At 34.1% G+C, this 17,517-nt stretch carries 15 protein-coding genes and 1 riboswitch; of the genes, 14 read left to right on the top strand and 1 reads right to left on the bottom strand.

Features of this window, described 5'->3' with window-relative positions; genetic code table 11:
- The first annotated feature begins 343 nt into the window (after positions 1-343).
- The 7 genes from F9279_RS19060 to F9279_RS19030 all read left to right on the top strand — a co-directional run bounded on the left by F9279_RS19060 (position 344) and on the right by F9279_RS19030 (position 8,222).
- A complete protein-coding gene (locus F9279_RS19060) occupies positions 344-1,357 on the top strand; it encodes a DUF3231 family protein (RefSeq protein WP_152115909.1) in 1,014 nt (337 codons plus the stop codon).
- A 106-nt stretch (positions 1,358-1,463) separates the two neighbouring features.
- Positions 1,464-1,548: riboswitch (cyclic di-GMP riboswitch) on the top strand.
- Positions 1,549-1,643: 95 nt separating this feature from the next.
- On the top strand, positions 1,644-3,710 hold the full coding sequence (locus F9279_RS19055) for a putative bifunctional diguanylate cyclase/phosphodiesterase (RefSeq protein WP_193224628.1): 2,067 nt from the start codon (positions 1,644-1,646) through the stop codon (positions 3,708-3,710).
- Between the two features lie 127 nt (positions 3,711-3,837).
- A complete protein-coding gene (locus F9279_RS19050) occupies positions 3,838-4,473 on the top strand; it encodes an esterase/lipase family protein (RefSeq protein ID WP_152115881.1) in 636 nt (211 codons plus the stop codon).
- Between the two features lie 152 nt (positions 4,474-4,625).
- On the top strand, positions 4,626-5,156 hold the full coding sequence (locus tag F9279_RS19045) for a dihydrofolate reductase family protein (RefSeq protein ID WP_152115880.1): 531 nt from the start codon (positions 4,626-4,628) through the stop codon (positions 5,154-5,156).
- Between the two features lie 138 nt (positions 5,157-5,294).
- The gene (locus tag F9279_RS19040; RefSeq protein WP_152115879.1) at positions 5,295-6,131 is read left to right on the top strand and encodes a Cof-type HAD-IIB family hydrolase; all 837 of its coding nucleotides are present in this window, start codon (positions 5,295-5,297) and stop codon (positions 6,129-6,131) included.
- A gap of 222 nt (positions 6,132-6,353) precedes the next feature.
- The gene (locus F9279_RS19035; protein ID WP_152115878.1) at positions 6,354-7,337 is read left to right on the top strand and encodes an aldo/keto reductase; all 984 of its coding nucleotides are present in this window, start codon (positions 6,354-6,356) and stop codon (positions 7,335-7,337) included.
- A 33-nt stretch (positions 7,338-7,370) separates the two neighbouring features.
- Positions 7,371-8,222: an aldo/keto reductase gene (locus F9279_RS19030; protein ID WP_152115877.1), complete on the top strand. Its 852-nt coding sequence runs from the start codon at positions 7,371-7,373 to the stop codon at positions 8,220-8,222.
- A gap of 119 nt (positions 8,223-8,341) precedes the next feature.
- Here F9279_RS19030 and aiiA read toward each other — a convergent pair whose 3' ends face one another.
- A complete protein-coding gene (gene aiiA, locus F9279_RS19025) occupies positions 8,342-9,097 on the bottom strand; it encodes a quorum-quenching N-acyl homoserine lactonase AiiA (RefSeq protein ID WP_152115876.1) in 756 nt (251 codons plus the stop codon).
- A gap of 352 nt (positions 9,098-9,449) precedes the next feature.
- Here aiiA and F9279_RS25760 point away from each other — a divergent pair, with 352 nt between their 5' ends.
- The 7 genes from F9279_RS25760 to F9279_RS18990 all read left to right on the top strand — a co-directional run bounded on the left by F9279_RS25760 (position 9,450) and on the right by F9279_RS18990 (position 17,515).
- Positions 9,450-9,608: a hypothetical protein gene (locus F9279_RS25760; protein WP_226793705.1), complete on the top strand. Its 159-nt coding sequence runs from the start codon at positions 9,450-9,452 to the stop codon at positions 9,606-9,608.
- Positions 9,609-10,048: 440 nt separating this feature from the next.
- A complete protein-coding gene (locus F9279_RS19015) occupies positions 10,049-11,020 on the top strand; it encodes a LacI family DNA-binding transcriptional regulator (RefSeq protein ID WP_152115875.1) in 972 nt (323 codons plus the stop codon).
- 406 nt (positions 11,021-11,426) lie between these two features.
- Entirely contained in the window at positions 11,427-12,341 is a 915-nt protein-coding gene (locus F9279_RS19010; RefSeq protein ID WP_152115908.1) for an ABC transporter permease, read from the top strand.
- A 17-nt stretch (positions 12,342-12,358) separates the two neighbouring features.
- Positions 12,359-13,237 (top strand): carbohydrate ABC transporter permease, encoded by an 879-nt coding sequence (locus F9279_RS19005; protein ID WP_152115874.1) that lies wholly within the window; start codon positions 12,359-12,361, stop codon positions 13,235-13,237.
- A gap of 26 nt (positions 13,238-13,263) precedes the next feature.
- Positions 13,264-14,877 carry an ABC transporter substrate-binding protein gene (locus F9279_RS19000; RefSeq protein WP_152115873.1) on the top strand — a complete coding sequence of 538 codons (1,614 nt, stop codon included), beginning with the start codon at positions 13,264-13,266 and terminating at the stop codon, positions 14,875-14,877.
- A 14-nt stretch (positions 14,878-14,891) separates the two neighbouring features.
- Positions 14,892-16,349 (top strand): glycoside hydrolase family 32 protein, encoded by a 1,458-nt coding sequence (locus F9279_RS18995; protein ID WP_152115872.1) that lies wholly within the window; start codon positions 14,892-14,894, stop codon positions 16,347-16,349.
- Positions 16,350-16,540: 191 nt separating this feature from the next.
- A complete protein-coding gene (locus F9279_RS18990) occupies positions 16,541-17,515 on the top strand; it encodes a carbohydrate kinase family protein (protein WP_152115871.1) in 975 nt (324 codons plus the stop codon).
- Positions 17,516-17,517: the final 2 nt, after the last annotated feature.

The following is a 17,517-nucleotide window of genomic DNA, read 5'->3' as shown; positions in this document are numbered from 1 at the left end:
TGTTGATGTTAAACTCACTTTTAAGAAGAATGCCATCTTTTATCTAAGTGAGGGGTATTTGAAAGGGCAGGAAGCACCACATAAAAAAAGGAAGGGAAGCATATTCTGTATGCTTCCCTTTCACTGTTTAATAAACATAAGAAAAATATAAATAGGTTACATGTTTTTCTAGTTGAAATTGGTTATCGATGAATCGCTTTTGCCTTTTATCATACATTCTTTAATGCTAAGGATAGTAGATAATGAATACTTTTTTACATTCATATTGATTTACATAATTAACAAGTGAGTGATAAATAATAAAAACAAAGAAGCTAAAGGAGCTGCTATCTTGAAAAACAAAATGATGGAAAAATCCAATTCGAATAAAGGAAGTACAAAAGAAAAACTATCATCCACAGAAATGAGTAAGCTTTGGGCAACTTATACAGGCAACAGTATGTCTGGTTGTATTTTAAACTATTATTTACAACATGTAGAGGATAAGGATATTAAGGCATTATTAGAAGAGGCTTTGGGTTTAAGCATGGAATTTATACAAAAAACAAAAGAAATATTTGATCAAGAGGATCTTCCTATTCCAAAAGGTTTTGGAAAAGAAGACGTAAATCTCGGAGCTCCAAGATTGTTTGAAGACGAATTTTATGTACATTACTTAAAATATGCAGCAAAAGCAGGGATAAGCATTTATAGTATTGCTATTCCAATCGTTTATAGAAAAGATGTAAGAGAGTTTTTTGTACATTGTATGAAAGCCACCATGTCGTTAATAGAACATATAAATGAAATATTATTAAATAAGGGGTTCATTAGTAAGCCACCAATTATTCCAGTACCTGATAAAGTTGAATTTGTTCATAAAGATTTTCTAAATGGATTTATAGGTCATATTCGTCCATTACATGCTTTAGAGATTGCTCATTTTTACGATAATATTGAAAACAATGTAACGAGTAAGGCATTAATTATGGCGTTTGCTCAAGTAGCTAAGGATGAGAAAATTCGTGATTTATTCGTAAAAGGGGCCAATTTAACACATAAAAATGTGGAAAGTTATATGAAAATGCTTAGTGATGAGAATTTACCAGCACCGTCTTTCCTAGATGACTTAGTAACAAAGTCAACCTTTTCCCCTTTTTCGGATAAACTGATGCTATTTCATAAAGTAGATATGTTCTCCATGAAAATGAGAGCTTTTGGAAATTCTGTAGCTGTGAATGGAAGGCATGATGTAGGTTTGCTTTATGGAAAATCATTTATTAAAATATCAGTCTTTGTGCAAAGTGCAGCAAAAATTATGATGGAAAAAGGCTGGATGGAGCAACCACCTATGGCTGCTGATCGGAATAATTTATAATTGTTAAAAACTGTCGATAAAACTAGAATTTTGTTACATATATATTAAATAAAGGTATTTAAACTTGTTTTTATAGGTGCTAGGACCTAGAATTAAAGAAGAAATATTTTGATAAAGGCAAACTTATTGAAAAATGAGGACGCAAAGCTATAGGGACTAAAGAGTGCATTCAATGTCAGCCAGCTACCGATTACCACTTGTATTTACATTTTCTAACACGTAAAAGTGGCTTGCTCGGTTTTTGACGAGAAAGCCACTTTTTTTATTGGGAGAGAGGACGAATAAGGTGCATACATTAGTAAATTGGATTGAAAATAATAAAAGAAAAAGTGAACTTCACTTATCATTAAAAGAAGATTTTTTAGACAAAATTGAAAACGGATTATTTATTGTGCGAAGTGACTGGAAGATTGTATACCTAAATCATCAGATTGAATTGATAATGGAGAAAAAACGAGAGGAATTAATAGGTATTAATATGTGGGATGTATTTCCACAAGAATTGCATTCGGAAAATTATAATCATTTTCGTGTAGCATTAGAAAAAAAAGTATCTGTTGTTTTTGAAGTATACTTTGACCACTTGGATGAATGGCTAGAGGTACGGATTATGCCGATAGAAGATGAATTGATAGGATATACCTTAAATATAACGGAGCGGAAAAAATATCAAAAATCGATTGAAGATATTGCTTTTTATGATTTTATCACAGGTCTTCCTAATAGAAGGTCGTTTGAAATGATACTTGATCAAACCATTAAAAAAAGCAAAAGTGAGCAAGATACATTTGCTTTACTATATATTGATATGGATCGATTTAAATATATAAATGAAACGCTAGGTCACCGACTTGGAGACGAACTAGTGAAACAAATGGCAGATAGGTTAGTCCAGCTTATTGGGGATAAGGGGGTTGTTTCCCGAGTTGGTGGAGATGAATTTGCTATCATTTTAGAAAAACAATTGGTCTTAGAAAGCCAAGTTCAACCATTAGTACACCATATTATAAAAAATTTAGAGGAAGTCCCATTTTACTTAAGTGAATTTGAACTTTTTGTTACTGTTAGTTTAGGAATTAGTATGTATCCTGAACATGGAAAAGATGTACAAACAATATTGAAAAACGCAGATATTGCTCTATATCGTTCAAAGGAAAAAGGAAGAAATTCCTATATGCTCTTCAATCCAATGATGGATATTAATAGCTTTAGAAAATTATCACTAGAGAGAGACTTGAGAGTAGCTATACAAGAGGATATGCTAACATTGCATTTTCAACCAAGAGTTTGTACGAAAACAAGAAAGATATTATCTGCAGAAGCATTAATACGTTGGAATCATCCAGAGTGGGGTATGCTATCACCTGCTGAATTCCTGCCGATTGCAGAAGAAACAGGACTAATCCTTCCACTTACTTATTGGGTCATGCGTGATGTCTGTAAGCAGATTTGTGTATGGAAGGTAGGAAATGCAGAGGTTGTACCAATATCTATTAATGTAAGTGCCCATTTATTTACATCTAAGAATTTCTTATCTAATATCAAGTCCATTCTTCGTGAAAGTGGAATTGACGGCAAATTAATAGAAATAGAAATCACGGAAACATCTATTTTAGATAATCATCTTTTAGTAGAGTCCACAATAAAAGAATTGAAAAAGCAAGGTATCAGAGTATCTATTGATGACTTTGGTACAGGCTATTCTTCTTTTGCCTATCTAACACAGTTTAATGCAGATGGGTTAAAAATTGACCGTCAGTTCATTCGCCGTATTATGGAAAATCCAAAAGATGCAACAGTGGTTAGTTCAATAATACGCCTAGCGCAAGGATTAGAAATGAAAGTAGTGGCTGAAGGAGTGGAAACGCTTGATCAATTAACCTTTCTAAGTCAACAAAATTGTGATGAGATACAAGGATATATTTTTAGTAAGCCACTACCGGCAAACGAGTTTTACAAGTTATTAACTAAATCTGTGTTAGAATATCCAGAGAAAAATACAGTGAATTCTATAGAAAAAGATAATGGCAACCGTCTTACCTTATCCTCTCCAATAAATGCACAAATGACTATCATTAAAATAAAAGATAAAGACATATTAATAGGTAATTCTGAAATATTCATTGAAGAAATAGGAGAATATGACATGGTGATAGAATCTCCATTATCTTTATCTATTAATGAATCGGTTATATATCAATTTAATGTAGATTACATAGGAAAAAATAGAACCATATCAGGATATATACTGGAAAAAGAAGAAGCGGAGAATAATAGATTTCGATATTTGGTGAAAGATAGGAGTGGAGATTTAAAAACAGTTTGGGATGAACTAAAGCTAGAAACAAAGTAAATAGTGTAAACCCTTGATAGGACTGGACAAATCATATGTTAGAAAATGTTACCGGTTGTTTCTCCTCTTAAAATATATAACAATGGTTATAGCAACACAGCAAGTAAGAAACAGGAGGGAAATAATAATGAAGATTACGAGAATAATACTTTCTCTAACTATATGTATGTCCATCATTTCAGTTATGGGTCTAAAGCCAACTGTTTCCAAAGCACAAACAACAAGCCATGATCCAGTTATATATGTTCACGGAACAGGCGGTAACAGTACTAATTTTCTAGCAATAAAAAATTACTTGAAACAACAAGGCTGGGCTTCTAATGAGCTATATGCTATAGAGTTGATAGATAAAACAGGAAATAGCTTAACAAATGCGAAACAGTTATCTTCCTATGTAGACAAAGTGTTAAAAGAAACGGGAAAAAGTAAAGTAGATATTATTGGACATAGTGCTGGTGGTATTAATACACTCACTTATATTCTAAATAGTGGTGGAACGAAAGTGAATGATGTCGTTACATTAGGTTCCCCGAATAAATTCGTCACTTCAAAAGCACCAGTAGGAAAAGACCCGAATGACAAGATTCTATACACTTCTATTTATAGCAAGAACGATTACTTAGTTCCAAATTGGCTTTCTAAGTTAGATGGAGCTAAAAATGTACAAATTAGTGGTGTTGGACATTTAGGATTGGTAGTAAGCAGTAAAGTGAATGAGCTAATTAAAGTAGGATTAAATGGTGGAGGAGAAAACACTAATTAATCCTTATAAAAAGTCTTTCCCTGTTTAAGTTATCCAGGGAAGGACTTTTTTATTTTCTAAATCTTTATTTAAGATAAAAAGAATTTAATAACACTTACATAAGTATATAATGTTATTAAAGAAACGTATAACGTGGTTAAAGGGGAATTAAAATGAGTACAAATAGAAACGTGGTATTATTTATTGCTTGCAGTTTGGATGGTTATATTGCAACAAAAGAAGATTCCCTTGAGTGGTTGTTTGCAGTAGAGGGTGAAGGAGATAATGGTTTTTCTGCATTTTATGAAACAATAGATACTGTAATGATGGGAAGAAAAACCTATGATTGGATTATGAAGCAGGATACGGAAGAGTTTCCTTATCTAGGAAAAGATTGCTATGTGTTTACATCAAACTCAAAACAAGATACAGATAATATTACATATGTTAGTGGAAATCCTTCCAGTCTTGTTGATAGCCTTAAAGAGCAATCAGGCAAGAAAATTTGGATTGTTGGTGGCGGTGAGCTACTGCATACATTTATCCAGGATAATTTAATAGATGAAATCATTATTACTGTAGCACCAACGATTTTAGGAGATGGTATTCCATTATTTAAAAAAGGGCAGCATACATTAAATCTCGAATTAGTAGGAACAAAGACATTTAATCAGTTTGTGGAACTTCATTATTTAGTTAAATAGGAAAGGGAGCTATCACGTTTCAAGTAAGTTTTATCGATAACATTATGTTTCAAATTGGGAAACGTAAAATTGTTAGAATAGTACTCAAAGAAAGTGGTATGCTTATTGTGGATAAAATAAGAAGTTAGAGGTGTCAACATGCAAGCAATTATCTTTATGGATATTGATGGAACACTAGTAAACGATAATGGAGTTATTCCAGCATCTGCTACACTTGCTATTAAAAAAGCAAGAGAAAATGGACATTTGGTATTTATTTGTACTGGCCGATCAAAAGCAGAATTATTCCCTGAAATCCTAGAAGTTGGGTTCGATGGAATTATCGGAGCGGCTGGCGGTTATATTGAAATGGATGAAGAAGTATTATTACATGAACGTGTAAAAAGAGAAGATGTGCAGCATCTCGTAGAATTTTTCAATAAGAATGGTATTGACTTCTATTTAGAATCAAATGGTGGATTATTTGCTAGTAAAAACTGTAAAAGTCATATTCAAGGAATCATCGATGCATTACTTCTTGATCAACCTGATGCAAGGGAAGAAGTGGAAAAAGGACTTCAGCCATTTCATGATGTATTAGTAGAAGCAGAGGATTTATTAAGAGATGATATTAATAAAATCTCTTTCTTAGGGTCAGATGTCGCCATTGAGGTTATTCGTCAAGAGTTTGAAAAGAATTTTCATGTTATTCCAAGTACTGTACCTATGTTTGGAAATAACAGTGGTGAGCTTTCTGTACCAGGAATTCACAAAGCAACAGCTATTGAAAAGCTATTACAGCACTTAAAGCTAGATAAAGAAAATACATATGCATATGGTGATGGATTAAATGATATAGAGATGCTTGAGTATGTAAAGTATGGAGTTGCCATGGGGAATGCTAAAGAGCTTGTGAAAAAATCTGCAGATGATATTACGGGTACACCAGACGAAGATGGAATTTATCAAAGTTTTATAAAGTATGGATTGATTTAGTAGGATAAAGGAATGATATGGTGCTTGAAGAGGAAGTCCTTCTTATGTAGTAGAAGGGCTTTTTTGCATTTTATTAATGGTTATAAAATAATATTCTTGATAATATTTTTCCAGTAATCTCTTTATGAGAGTATTAGGCAATTATTTGAGGGGAATATGATACCGATAGCTTTTCTTATTGTTGCATAATAAGAGTAATTCATAAAAGAAAGGATGAAACATATGCAAAAGCGTAAATTAGGAAGAAGTGGATTAGAAGTGTCTGCACTTGGACTTGGATGCATGGGTATGAGCCATGGGTATGGCCCTGTTTCAGACAAGCAAGAGATGATTTCATTGATTCATGCGGCAATTGATCGTGGTATTACTTTCTTTGATACAGCAGAAGTATATGGTCCATATTTAAATGAAGAACTACTTGGTGAAGCACTTGCCCCTTATCGAGATAAGGTAGTTATCGCAACTAAATTTGGTATACAAATGGAAGAAGGCAAGCAAGTTTTAAACAGTAGTCCTAGACAAATTAAACAATCAGTAGAAGGTTCACTTAAACGCCTAAAAGTAGATACAATTGATTTATATTATCAGCATCGAGTAGATCCAAATATTCCTATTGAGGAAGTAGCTGGAGTGGTTCAAGATTTAATAAATGAAGGGAAAATTAAGCACTGGGGCTTATCAGAAGCAGGAGTTGAAACAATTCGCCGTGCGCATGCCGTGCAAAAAGTAACTGCAATTCAAAGTGAATATTCCATGATGTGGAGAAGTCCTGAAGAAGAGCTATTGCCAATGTTAGAAGAACTTGGTATTGGTTTTGTCCCATTTAGTCCGTTAGGAAAAGGATTCCTAACTGGTACTATTTCTAGTAATGCCACTTTTGAAAGTTCAGACTTTCGAAGCATTGTTCCAAGATTTAAAAAGGAAAATATAGAAGCAAATCAAGCATTAGTAGACTTAATAAAGAAGATAGCTACAGATAAAGATTCGACACCTGCACAAATTGCCCTTGCATGGGTGCTAGCTCAAAAATCATGGATAGTACCAATTCCTGGAACAAGAAAACAAAGTCGCCTTGAAGAAAATCTTGGAGCAGCTACTATTGAGTTAACTACTAGAGATCTTAGTCAAATAGAGGAAGCACTTTCTAAAATAAAAATCTTAGGAGATCGCTATCCGTCTGAATACGCGAACAGAGTTGGAAAATAATAAGATCATTAATAGAAGAGCAGGAGGATTATCATGCAAAAAGTATTATTAAATAATGTTGTAGAAATGCCAATATTAGGATTTGGCGTTTTTCAAATACAAGATGCAAAAGAATGTGAACAAAGTGTTTATGAGGCAATTATGGCAGGATATCGTTTAATTGACACAGCAGCTTCCTACTTAAATGAAGAGGCTGTTGGTAAAGCAATTAAGCGAAGTGGGGTACCAAGAGAAGAATTATTCATAACCACTAAACTATGGGTACAAGATACCGGCTATGAAAGAACGAAGCAAGCCTTTGAAAAATCCTTAGAAAGACTGCAATTAGATTATCTAGATTTGTATCTCATTCATCAACCATATGGAGATATTTACGGTTCATGGCGTGCGATGGAAGAATTATATAAAGAAGGAAGAATTAAAGCTATTGGAGTAAGTAATTTCCATTCTGATCGTTTAGTAGATTTAATCCTTCATAATGAAGTAGTTCCAGCTGTAAACCAAGTGGAAACACACCCGTTCTGTCAGCAAATAAAAAGCCATGATTTTATGAAAGAACATAATGTACAGATAGAATCATGGGGACCTTTTGCTGAAGGAAGAAACGATATGTTCCAAAATGAAACGTTATTAATGATTGGCGAAAAGTATAATAAATCGGTAGCACAGGTTATATTACGTTGGTTAACACAAAGAGAAGTGGTGGTCATTCCCAAATCTGTTCGTAAGGAAAGAATTATTGAAAACATCGATATTTTTGACTTTGAATTAAGTAATAAAGAGATGGAAACAATCGCTACATTAGATACGAAAGAAAGCTTATTCTTTTCTCATCGAGATCCGGAAATGGTGAAGTGGATTGGTACTAGAACACTTGATATATGATTGTAGAAGATGTCAGGCAGCTAATTAGTTGCTTGGCTTTTTTGTATAGAAAAATACGTAGGATGTTAAGATGTGAATAAAGCCGAAGTCAAATTTACAAAATACCTGACATCTTACTATTAAGAGAAATCTGGGTATGCCTTTTGTGTATTAGCTTGGGTTAAATCATGACCATAGAAAATATGTGTAGGATGGATTTCTGCCATAAGCGTTTTAATTCTTCTAATAGAATCATTCGCTAATTGTGGATCAAATGTAGCGAAGGGTACTTCTTCTTCATAATTTTCTTTTGTATACGCTAAATCAATGGTTAATAAAATTGGACCAGAATGTTTCGTTGTAACAAGTATTGATTGATGGCCGGGTGTGTGGCCAGGTGTAGAGAGAAGTTGAATGCCGGGCAGAAGTTCATAATCACCGTTAATAGCTCTATAATTTAATCCATTTTGAGTACATTCAGGAGGAGCGTATGCCTCATTCCCTATGGCAACATCAAGTTCTGCTTGCTGTACATATATAGGTGTATTGGGAAACAATGGATTTCCCCCAGCATGATCCATATGTAAATGGGAAGAAATGATGGCTTGAATATCGTTCTGTTTATAACCAATTTTATTTAAAACAGATACAATGTGGTCTTCTTTTCTCATATCAGGTAAGAATAATCCTTCATATGCCGTATTGTTAAAATAGCCTGGATTCTCAATAAATGATTCTGGCATACCAGTATCTATGAGAATAGGTCCATCCTTCGTTTCGAGAAGATAGGACCATATTTGCAAGGTTACTAGCTTACCGGGTTCTAGTCTTTGATTTAAGGAAGAATAATCTAAAGTTAGTTTTCCTGTTGGCAACCAATAAAGTTTTTCTATCATAGTTTTGCTCTCCTTTAAAATAAAATAAACAGATTATTCTAATTATGACATAGTTTCTTTATTTGGAACATGGACTATTGCCACTTTTTTATTACTAGGTTACATCTCGTATGAGGGTAATATTCTCCACGTTTTAAGCAACAGTTTCTTTGCAAAAAAATAGAAATATCTTTGTATATGTATTCTATATTTGAAAAAGCACTTAGTCTATTTATTGTTATCTAGTACAATAATAGTAATATATTTTTAATCTCCTCCGAGTAGAAGGTCCACTTGTTAGTCTTAATGATGTGCTTAAAGTAATTTGTCGCAAAGTAACGTTTGGTCCGGTGGGGAAAAATGGAGTAAGAATATGACGTTATTCTTAGGATTACTCAACTATGTGGCAGAAAAGAAAAAATACCAACCAACTAACAGAAAAAGGAACAGAGTAGTCATACTGGATAATCCATTCAGGAAAGCATCCAGTGATCATGTGTTAAGTCGCGTGTGTTTCATTGCCGAGCAGTAAGGGTTCCAAATCATTGCACTGACAGCACATGCAGAAGTGAAGTTTCTACAAGTTTATTTTCTAGCTGTCGATTAAGATCTTTGAGTGACGCTAGTAAAAAGATAATGACCAAGGAAACGTGGCTACATATGCGTTTTTCAAGGATCATGAACCCCAAATAATTGAGCGTCTTGGTGAAGTTCAGCAGATGAGTTTGTTTTAATGATGGTTATTGGATAGGTTACAGGACAATGACCTTTTTCTAGCCATTTTGATATTCAATAATTCATGGTGAATTGTTAATTTTATTTATTACCTACCTCTATAGATAACAGAGATAAGGCATTAGGAAATAGGAAAAGTAAGCTGAGATGCAAATTATTAAGGATTATGTTAGTATGTATGAAAACGATTAACATAATTTTTGATGAAATTAATTAATGATCTTTCGGGTGGTTATAATGAAAATAAAATTAGAAGATGTAGCACAGCTAGCTGGTGTTTCACCGACAACTGTTTCCCGTGTGCTGAATAATCGAGGTTATATTAGTGACAAAACGAGAGAAAAAGTAGAACAGGCAATTAAAGATTTAAATTACTATCCAAACGATATTGCCCGTTCTCTTTTTAAAAAAAGGACTAATTTTATTGGGCTCATTTTACCGACGATTAATAATCCTTTTTTTAGTGAACTAGCGTTATATATTGAGAATATATGCTCAAATCATGAATTTAAAGTCATTCTTTGCAATAGTTTGGGTCAAGTTGGAAAAGAAAAGTCATATGCAGAGATGCTCATCAGACATCAAGTAGACGGTATAATTGTCTGTTCTTACAATCGAGGAATTGGAATATATAAGAATCCCAAACTTCCCATTGTGGCAATTGACCATTACCTATCACCAACAATTCCTGTAATTGGATCAGATAACTATGAAGGCGGAAGACTTGCGGTGCAACACTTACTTAATCAGGGTTGTAAATCTATCGTTCATATAAATGGGCCAATTGAGTTAGAAACTCCAACTCAAAATAGAAGAAAAGCTTATGAAGATCAAGTAGAAAATCCTATTACATATGAACTTACGAATCTATTTGAAGAGGAAGCTACTGCAGAAACAATTAGGCAAATTTTTGTGGATAATCCAGAAACGGATGGCATTTTCGCAAGTGATGATTTAATAGCATCCACCTGTTTAAAAGTAGCAAATGAACTGGGTATTCCTGTTCCAAACAAACTAAAAGTGGTAGGATACGATGGTACTCAAAGTGTTATGAGGTTATTGCCACAATTAACAACTATTAAACAACCGATTGAAGAGATAGCCCAAACGGCCGTGCAAAGATTAATGGACATTATTAATGATGTAAACAAGGATGAAAGGATGGAAATTATTTTACCTGTTCAATTATTGAAAAATAATACGGCATAATCTAGTCTTATTGTTAGCATAAAAGGATATCTAGAAAGACATTCATTGAACGTTTATCTAGTTTTACACTTTCCTAGACTATGCCTATTTCATATTCTCGAATTTCGCTTTATCTAAACAGAAACCTAATTCTTAAATCGGTAAAATATAATCTAAGAGGCTAGATTATATTTTTTAAAAACAAATAAGTCAAGCGGTTGACATATTAAATGTAAGCGTTTAAAATGATTGTATCAAGCGGTTATCATAAATATAGAAACGGTTGATGCAAATAGAATAAGAGGGGGAATTAAGAGTATGTCAAGCGGTTGACATAAATCATACTTTAAATTTATATAAAAGGAGGCGAAGTATTATGTCATTGCCGGAACCTGAAAGAATAGCTGAGAAAAGAGAAATTATCTCAATGGAGAAGAAAGAAAACTTTTTTCAATACTTTAGAAAAAACTATGCACTGTATTTATTTTTAGCTCCTGCCATCATATTAACAGTCATTTTTAAATATGTGCCAATGTACGGGGCTGTAATAGCTTTCAAAGATTTTAGTCCAATGAAAGGAATTATGGGAAGTGATTGGATTGGCCTAGAACATTTTAAGGATTTTTTGACTTCTCCTAATTTTGCAGACATTTTTATGAATACGCTTAAATTAAGTTTTTATGGGTTGATAATTGGCTTTCCTATCCCGATTATTTTAGCTCTTAGTCTTAACCAAGTGAGAAGAGCTGCCATTAAGAAAAACATCCAATTAATCTTGTATGCACCAAACTTTATCTCTGTAGTAGTTATTACAGGAATGTTGTTTATCTTCATGTCGCCGACAGGACCAATAAATGCCCTATTATCCCTATTTAATGTTAAAGCCGTTTCATTTATGACAGATCCAGAATACTTTAGATCTATTTATATCTTATCGGGAATATGGCAAGCAGCAGGGTGGTCATCTATTATCTACGTGGCAGCACTTGCGAATGTTGATCCTCAATTACATGATGCGGCAACTATCGATGGAGCAACACTTTTACAGAGGATAAGACATATTGATCTTCCTACTCTTAAACCGATAATGGCAGTCTTATTTATTCTTGGTGCAGGAGGAATTATGGCGATAGGATTTGAGAAAGCCTATTTAATGCAAACTTCCATGAATCTACCAAGCTCGGAAATTTTGCCAACGTATGTTTATAAGGTAGGTTTACAGGCTGGTGACTATGCCTACTCAACTGCTGTAGGATTGTTTAACTCTGTAATCAATGTGATTTTGCTAGTTTTTGTGAATTTTGTTGTAAAGAAGTTGAATGAAGGAGAAGGGCTATATTAGAAAGGAGGGAACAACCAATGAAGAACAATTCAAAAAGTGATAAAATGCTTCTTTTTAGTAACAAAATTATTTTAATATTACTGGTTTTATTAGTTTTATTACCATTGCTCTATATTTTATTGGCGTCCTTTTTAGATCCAAATGCTTTGCTTAGTAGAGGTATTTCCTTTAATCCTAATGATTGGAGTGTAGAAGGCTATAAACGAATTTTTCAAGATAGCTTAATGGTAAAAGGATTTATTAACTCAGTCATTTATTCAGCAGGGTTTACGCTAGTTACTGTGATTGTCACCATATTCGCGGCTTACCCGCTTTCTCTGGATGGTTTCAGAGGAAAAAACGTCATAATGGTCTTCTTTCTCATTACGATGTTCTTCAATGGTGGCTTAATTCCAACTTACTTAGTTGTAAAAGACTTAGGGATGTTAAATACTATTTGGTCGATTATTTTGCCAGGGGCCATAAGTGTCTGGAATATTATTTTGGCAAGGACGTTTTTTAAAGGGTTGCCAAAAGAATTAATTGAAGCAGCTAAAATAGACGGTGCTTCGGAATTGAAAATCTTTTTAAAAATAGTTTTGCCATTGTCTAAACCTATCATTTTTGTAATCGCTCTTTATGCCTTTGTTGGACAATGGAATTCCTATTTTGATGCCATGATCTATTTAGAGGATCAAGAATTGCATCCGCTTCAATTAGTTTTACGGTCCATTTTAATTCAAAATCAAGTTCAGCCTGGAATGATTAGTGATCAACAGGCAATGGCTGAACTAAGTAAATTGGCAGAAAAAATAAAATATGCATCTATTGTAATCTCAAGTTTACCACTTCTAATCATGTATCCATTCTTCCAAAAATACTTTGAAAAAGGTGTTATGGTCGGATCTCTAAAATAAAAATAAAGCATATGGAGGGTTAATTTATGGGGAAAATCAATAATCTTCTTTCTTCTTTTCTTGTTGCAGGCCTTGTGCTTACAGGTTGTAGTGGCGAAAAGGCTAGCAAGAATTCTTCTACAGAGGATTTAAAACTGACAGATATTACATTTCCGCTAGAAGAGAAAGCTACACTTCATTTTATGACACAAAGCTCGGCTTTAGCGCCAACGGATCCGAATGAAAAGCTAATCTACCAAAGGTTAGAGGAACAGACAGGTGTGCATATTGATTGGAAAAACTACACAAAAGATCAATTTGTGGAAAAGCGTAATTTAGCATTAGCGAGTGGAGACTTGCCAGACGCTATTTTAGATGCTGCCTTTAGCGATTATGATTTATTGAAATATGCCAAGGATGGAACCATCATTCCAGTAGAAGATTTAATTGATAAGTATATGCCGAACGTGAAGAAGGTACTGGAGCAGGCACCTGAATATAAATCTATGATTACAGCACCTGATGGACATATATATAGTTTTCCATGGATTGAGGAGCTGGGAAGCGGCAAAAGCCGCATTCAAGTGGTAGATGATCTTCCTTGGATAAATGTGGAATGGCTAAATAATCTAGGATTAAAAATGCCTACAACAACAGAAGAATTGAAAGAGGTACTTATTGCTTTTAAAACGCAAGATCCAAATGGCAATGGGGAAGCAGATGAAATACCACTTTCTTTTATGATTAATCACGGAGGAGAAGATCCAGCCTTTTTATTTGCTTCATTTGGTCTAGGAGATAACTGGGACCATACAGTTGTTTCAGATGACGGTGAGGTTATTTTCACAGCTGCGGAAGAAGGTTATAAAGAAGCACTAGAATTCTTTAATGAGCTAAATGAACTAGGTCTAATTGATGTAGAAGCATATGAACAAGATTGGAATAAGTATGTAGCTAAAGGAAAAGACTCCAAATATGGTCTCTACTTTACATGGGATAAAGGAAACATTACTGGCATGAATGATACTTACGATGTTATGCCGCCAGTAGCAGGTCCTAATGGAGAAGTAAATGTAGCTCAAACAAATGGCTTTGGTCTTGACAGAGGAAGAATGGTGATTACGAGTGCGAATCAAAACTTGGAGTTAACAGCAAAATGGATCGATCAGCTTTATGAGCCACTACAATCTGTACAAAATAACTGGGGAACATATGGTGACACAAAACAGAAAAATATTTTTGAATTAGATGAAGAGGCTAATATGTTAAAGCATCTTCCGTTAGAAGGTACAGCTCCTGTTGAGTTAAGAGAAAAGACAAATGTAGGGGGTCCATTAGCTATACTGGATGAATATTACAATGTATATACAACAAAACCAGACGATGCTGCTTGGAGATTGAATATATTAGAAGAATCTATTGTTCCACATGTTAAAGCAGAAAACTTCTATCCGCCAGTATTTTTCTCACTGGATGATGCAGATGAAAAAGCAAAGATTGAAACCGATTTATTTGCTTATGTTAAAAGAAAAAGAGCTGAATGGATGACAAACGGGAAGATAGATGCAGAATGGGATGAGTACTTAAAAGAACTAGAGAGACTTGGCTTAAGCACATGGCTGCAAATTAAGCAAGATGGTTATGATCGAACAGTAAACTAATAGGAGGCATTAAATTGAAGATTACTAAACTAGAAAAATATAGGCCAGCTTTGCATTATTCTCCTAAGAGAAACTGGATGAATGATCCGAATGGTTTAGTATTTTTTAAAGGTGAGTATCATTTGTTTTATCAACATAATCCTAATGATAGTATTTGGGGGCCCATGCATTGGGGCCATGCAGTCAGCAAGGATTTAATAGTTTGGGATGAATTAGATATTGCTTTATTTCCGGATGAGAATGGGACTATTTTCTCGGGCAGTATTGTAGTGGATTGGAATAATACAACTGGTTTCTTCTCAGAAGAACCAGGTTTGGTGGCTATTTTCACTCATCATAGGGAGGGGCAAATTGGCAATCAGGCAGTTCAAACACAGAGTTTAGCATATAGTTTCGACAAGGGAAGAACATGGACTAAATATAATGGTAATCCTGTACTTAGTCACCCATTTAAATCAGATTTTAGGGACCCGAAAGTTTTTTGGCACAAAGAATCGGACAAATGGATAATGGTTCTAGCTACAGGACAAACCATTTCGTTCTATTCATCCCCTAATTTAAAAGATTGGAAATTTGAAAGTGAATTTGGGGAACATGTTGGCTCTCATGATGGAGTATGGGAATGTCCAGATTTATTTGAACTAACAATAAAGAACCTTAACGTAAAAAAATGGATACTTATGGTCAGCATTGGCGATAATCCTCAATTTGAGACAGGATCACGCACTCAATATTTCGTTGGCTCTTTCAATGGAGAGAGATTCATACCAGAGCATGAGGATATAAAATGGCTAGACTATGGGAAAGATAACTATGCAGGGGTAAGCTTTTCCGATATTCCTAAAGAAGATGGACGAAGAATATATCTTGGCTGGATGAGTAATTGGCGCTATGCAAATCAAGTTCCAACAGAAGGGTGGAGAAGTCAGATGACCCTTCCAAGAGAACTTGAGCTGTGTGAGATAAATGGCGATTATCATCTCCTTCAAAATGTAGTAAGAGAAATAGAGTCATATTTTGAGATAAAAGAAGAAAGAACGGAAACAATCATTTCAGAAAGAGAAGGCAATATTTTTGAAGTGAATGCAAACTACACAAAGATATTACTAACATTAGAGAATTTGGATGCTAATGAATATGGTTTTACTATACAGCATACGGACACTCAATATACTACGATTACTATTGATCCAAAAGAGAATCAACTATGTTTAAATCGCGAAAAATCTGGGGTGATTGATTTTTCCGATAATTTCCCTAAGTTGCAAAGGGTTAAGCTCAGAGAATCAAATCGCATTCATCTGCAATTAATTATAGATTCATCTTCCTTAGAATTATTTATAAATGAAGGAGAACAAGCATTAACAAGCTTAATCTATCCAGATAAAGCGTGCAAAAGAATATCTCTTTTTGCATCTGAGGGAAAGATAAATCTAGTATGTGGAAAGGTATTCGTTCCTTTCGAAAATTAAGAAACATGTAAATTTAGCCAGAGGATTGAGTTAATCTATGCCTCTGGCTATTTTATCTCTGTTATCGAAAAGGCAGGGTTATTACTGATTAAAGTGTCATTTTAAAGTACATGATATCCATTCATGCACTATTTTTGATTAATTGTAAATAATGCTATTGAAAAATAACATAGAAAAGTAGGGATATAGAAATGACTGATGTAGTAGCATTGGGTGAAATCTTAATTGATTTTACTTCTCAGGGAGAAAATGAATATGGTAATCCAATTTTTGTTGCAAATCCAGGTGGTGCTCCAGGAAATGTACTAGTTTCTTTATCCTTGTTAGGGATATGCACTGAGTTTATTGGATGTATAGGAAGAGATCGTTTTGGCGAATTACTAGTGTCCACTTTAAATGATAAAGGTGTTCAAACAAATGGAATTACTTATTCTGAGGCAAAAACGACACTCGCGTTTGTTCATAATGATCAGCAGGGAGAACGTTCCTTTTCCTTTTATAGACAACCAGGTGCAGATATGATGCTAGCGAAGGAAAATATCGATTTATCTTTACTCTCGAAGACGAAGATATTTCATGTAGGCTCTATCTCCATGACAAATGAGCCATCAAGAGAAGCCACATTATATGCATTAAAATGTGCTAAACAACATGATAAAATAATTTCCTTTGATCTAAATCTTCGGCCACTGCTATGGGAAAGTTTAGCTGATGCAAAAGAACAAATAGAAGCTATCATGCATTTTGCGAATATAGTGAAGGTTTCGGAAGAGGAATTAGAATTTTTAACTAGCACAAATGATATTTCTATTGGAGCGAAACAATTGTATGAAAAATACCATTTACAGCTGCTCTTTGTGACGATGGGAGATAAAGGAAGCTATTCATACGGAGAAGATGGATTAGTGTATGTGCCAGGGATGAAAGTGAAAGCTATTGATACAACAGGATGTGGGGACGCATTTTTTGCTGGAATACTTTATGAATTATTAAAGAGGGATTTATTATCTCAAAATATAAAACGTGAGACATTAAAACAAATTTTAACTTTTGGAAATGCGATGGGTGCATATGTCGCACAGCATAGAGGGGGAATTCCTTCCATGCCTACTCTCCAACAAATAGAAGAATTTATCTTGAAGCATCTAAGAACTGAAGTAAACTAACT

Origin of the sequence: Bacillus sp. B1-b2 (assembly GCF_009183415.1) — a bacterium.
In the GTDB taxonomy this organism is placed as follows: Bacteria; Bacillota; Bacilli; order Bacillales; family Cytobacillaceae; genus Niallia.
This window is presented reverse-complemented; position numbering and strand designations above follow the sequence as displayed.

Bases quoted from the DNA above. Each gene is read 5' to 3' on its own strand.
- F9279_RS18990 (WP_152115871.1), top strand. From the start codon at position 16,541: ATGACTGATGTAGTAGCATTGGGTGAAATCTTAATTGATTTTACTTCT.
- F9279_RS19005 (WP_152115874.1), top strand. From the start codon at position 12,359: ATGAAGAACAATTCAAAAAGTGATAAAATGCTTCTTTTTAGTAACAAA.
- F9279_RS19060 (WP_152115909.1), top strand. From the start codon at position 344: ATGATGGAAAAATCCAATTCGAATAAAGGAAGTACAAAAGAAAAACTA.
- F9279_RS19000 (WP_152115873.1), top strand. From the start codon at position 13,264: ATGGGGAAAATCAATAATCTTCTTTCTTCTTTTCTTGTTGCAGGCCTT.
- F9279_RS19010 (WP_152115908.1), top strand. From the start codon at position 11,427: ATGGAGAAGAAAGAAAACTTTTTTCAATACTTTAGAAAAAACTATGCA.
- F9279_RS25760 (WP_226793705.1), top strand. From the start codon at position 9,450: ATGACGTTATTCTTAGGATTACTCAACTATGTGGCAGAAAAGAAAAAA.
- F9279_RS19035 (WP_152115878.1), top strand. From the start codon at position 6,354: ATGCAAAAGCGTAAATTAGGAAGAAGTGGATTAGAAGTGTCTGCACTT.
- F9279_RS19030 (WP_152115877.1), top strand. From the start codon at position 7,371: ATGCAAAAAGTATTATTAAATAATGTTGTAGAAATGCCAATATTAGGA.
- F9279_RS19050 (WP_152115881.1), top strand. From the start codon at position 3,838: ATGAAGATTACGAGAATAATACTTTCTCTAACTATATGTATGTCCATC.
- F9279_RS19040 (WP_152115879.1), top strand. From the start codon at position 5,295: ATGCAAGCAATTATCTTTATGGATATTGATGGAACACTAGTAAACGAT.
- aiiA (WP_152115876.1), bottom strand. From the start codon at position 9,097: ATGATAGAAAAACTTTATTGGTTGCCAACAGGAAAACTAACTTTAGAT.
- F9279_RS19015 (WP_152115875.1), top strand. From the start codon at position 10,049: ATGAAAATAAAATTAGAAGATGTAGCACAGCTAGCTGGTGTTTCACCG.
- F9279_RS19045 (WP_152115880.1), top strand. From the start codon at position 4,626: ATGAGTACAAATAGAAACGTGGTATTATTTATTGCTTGCAGTTTGGAT.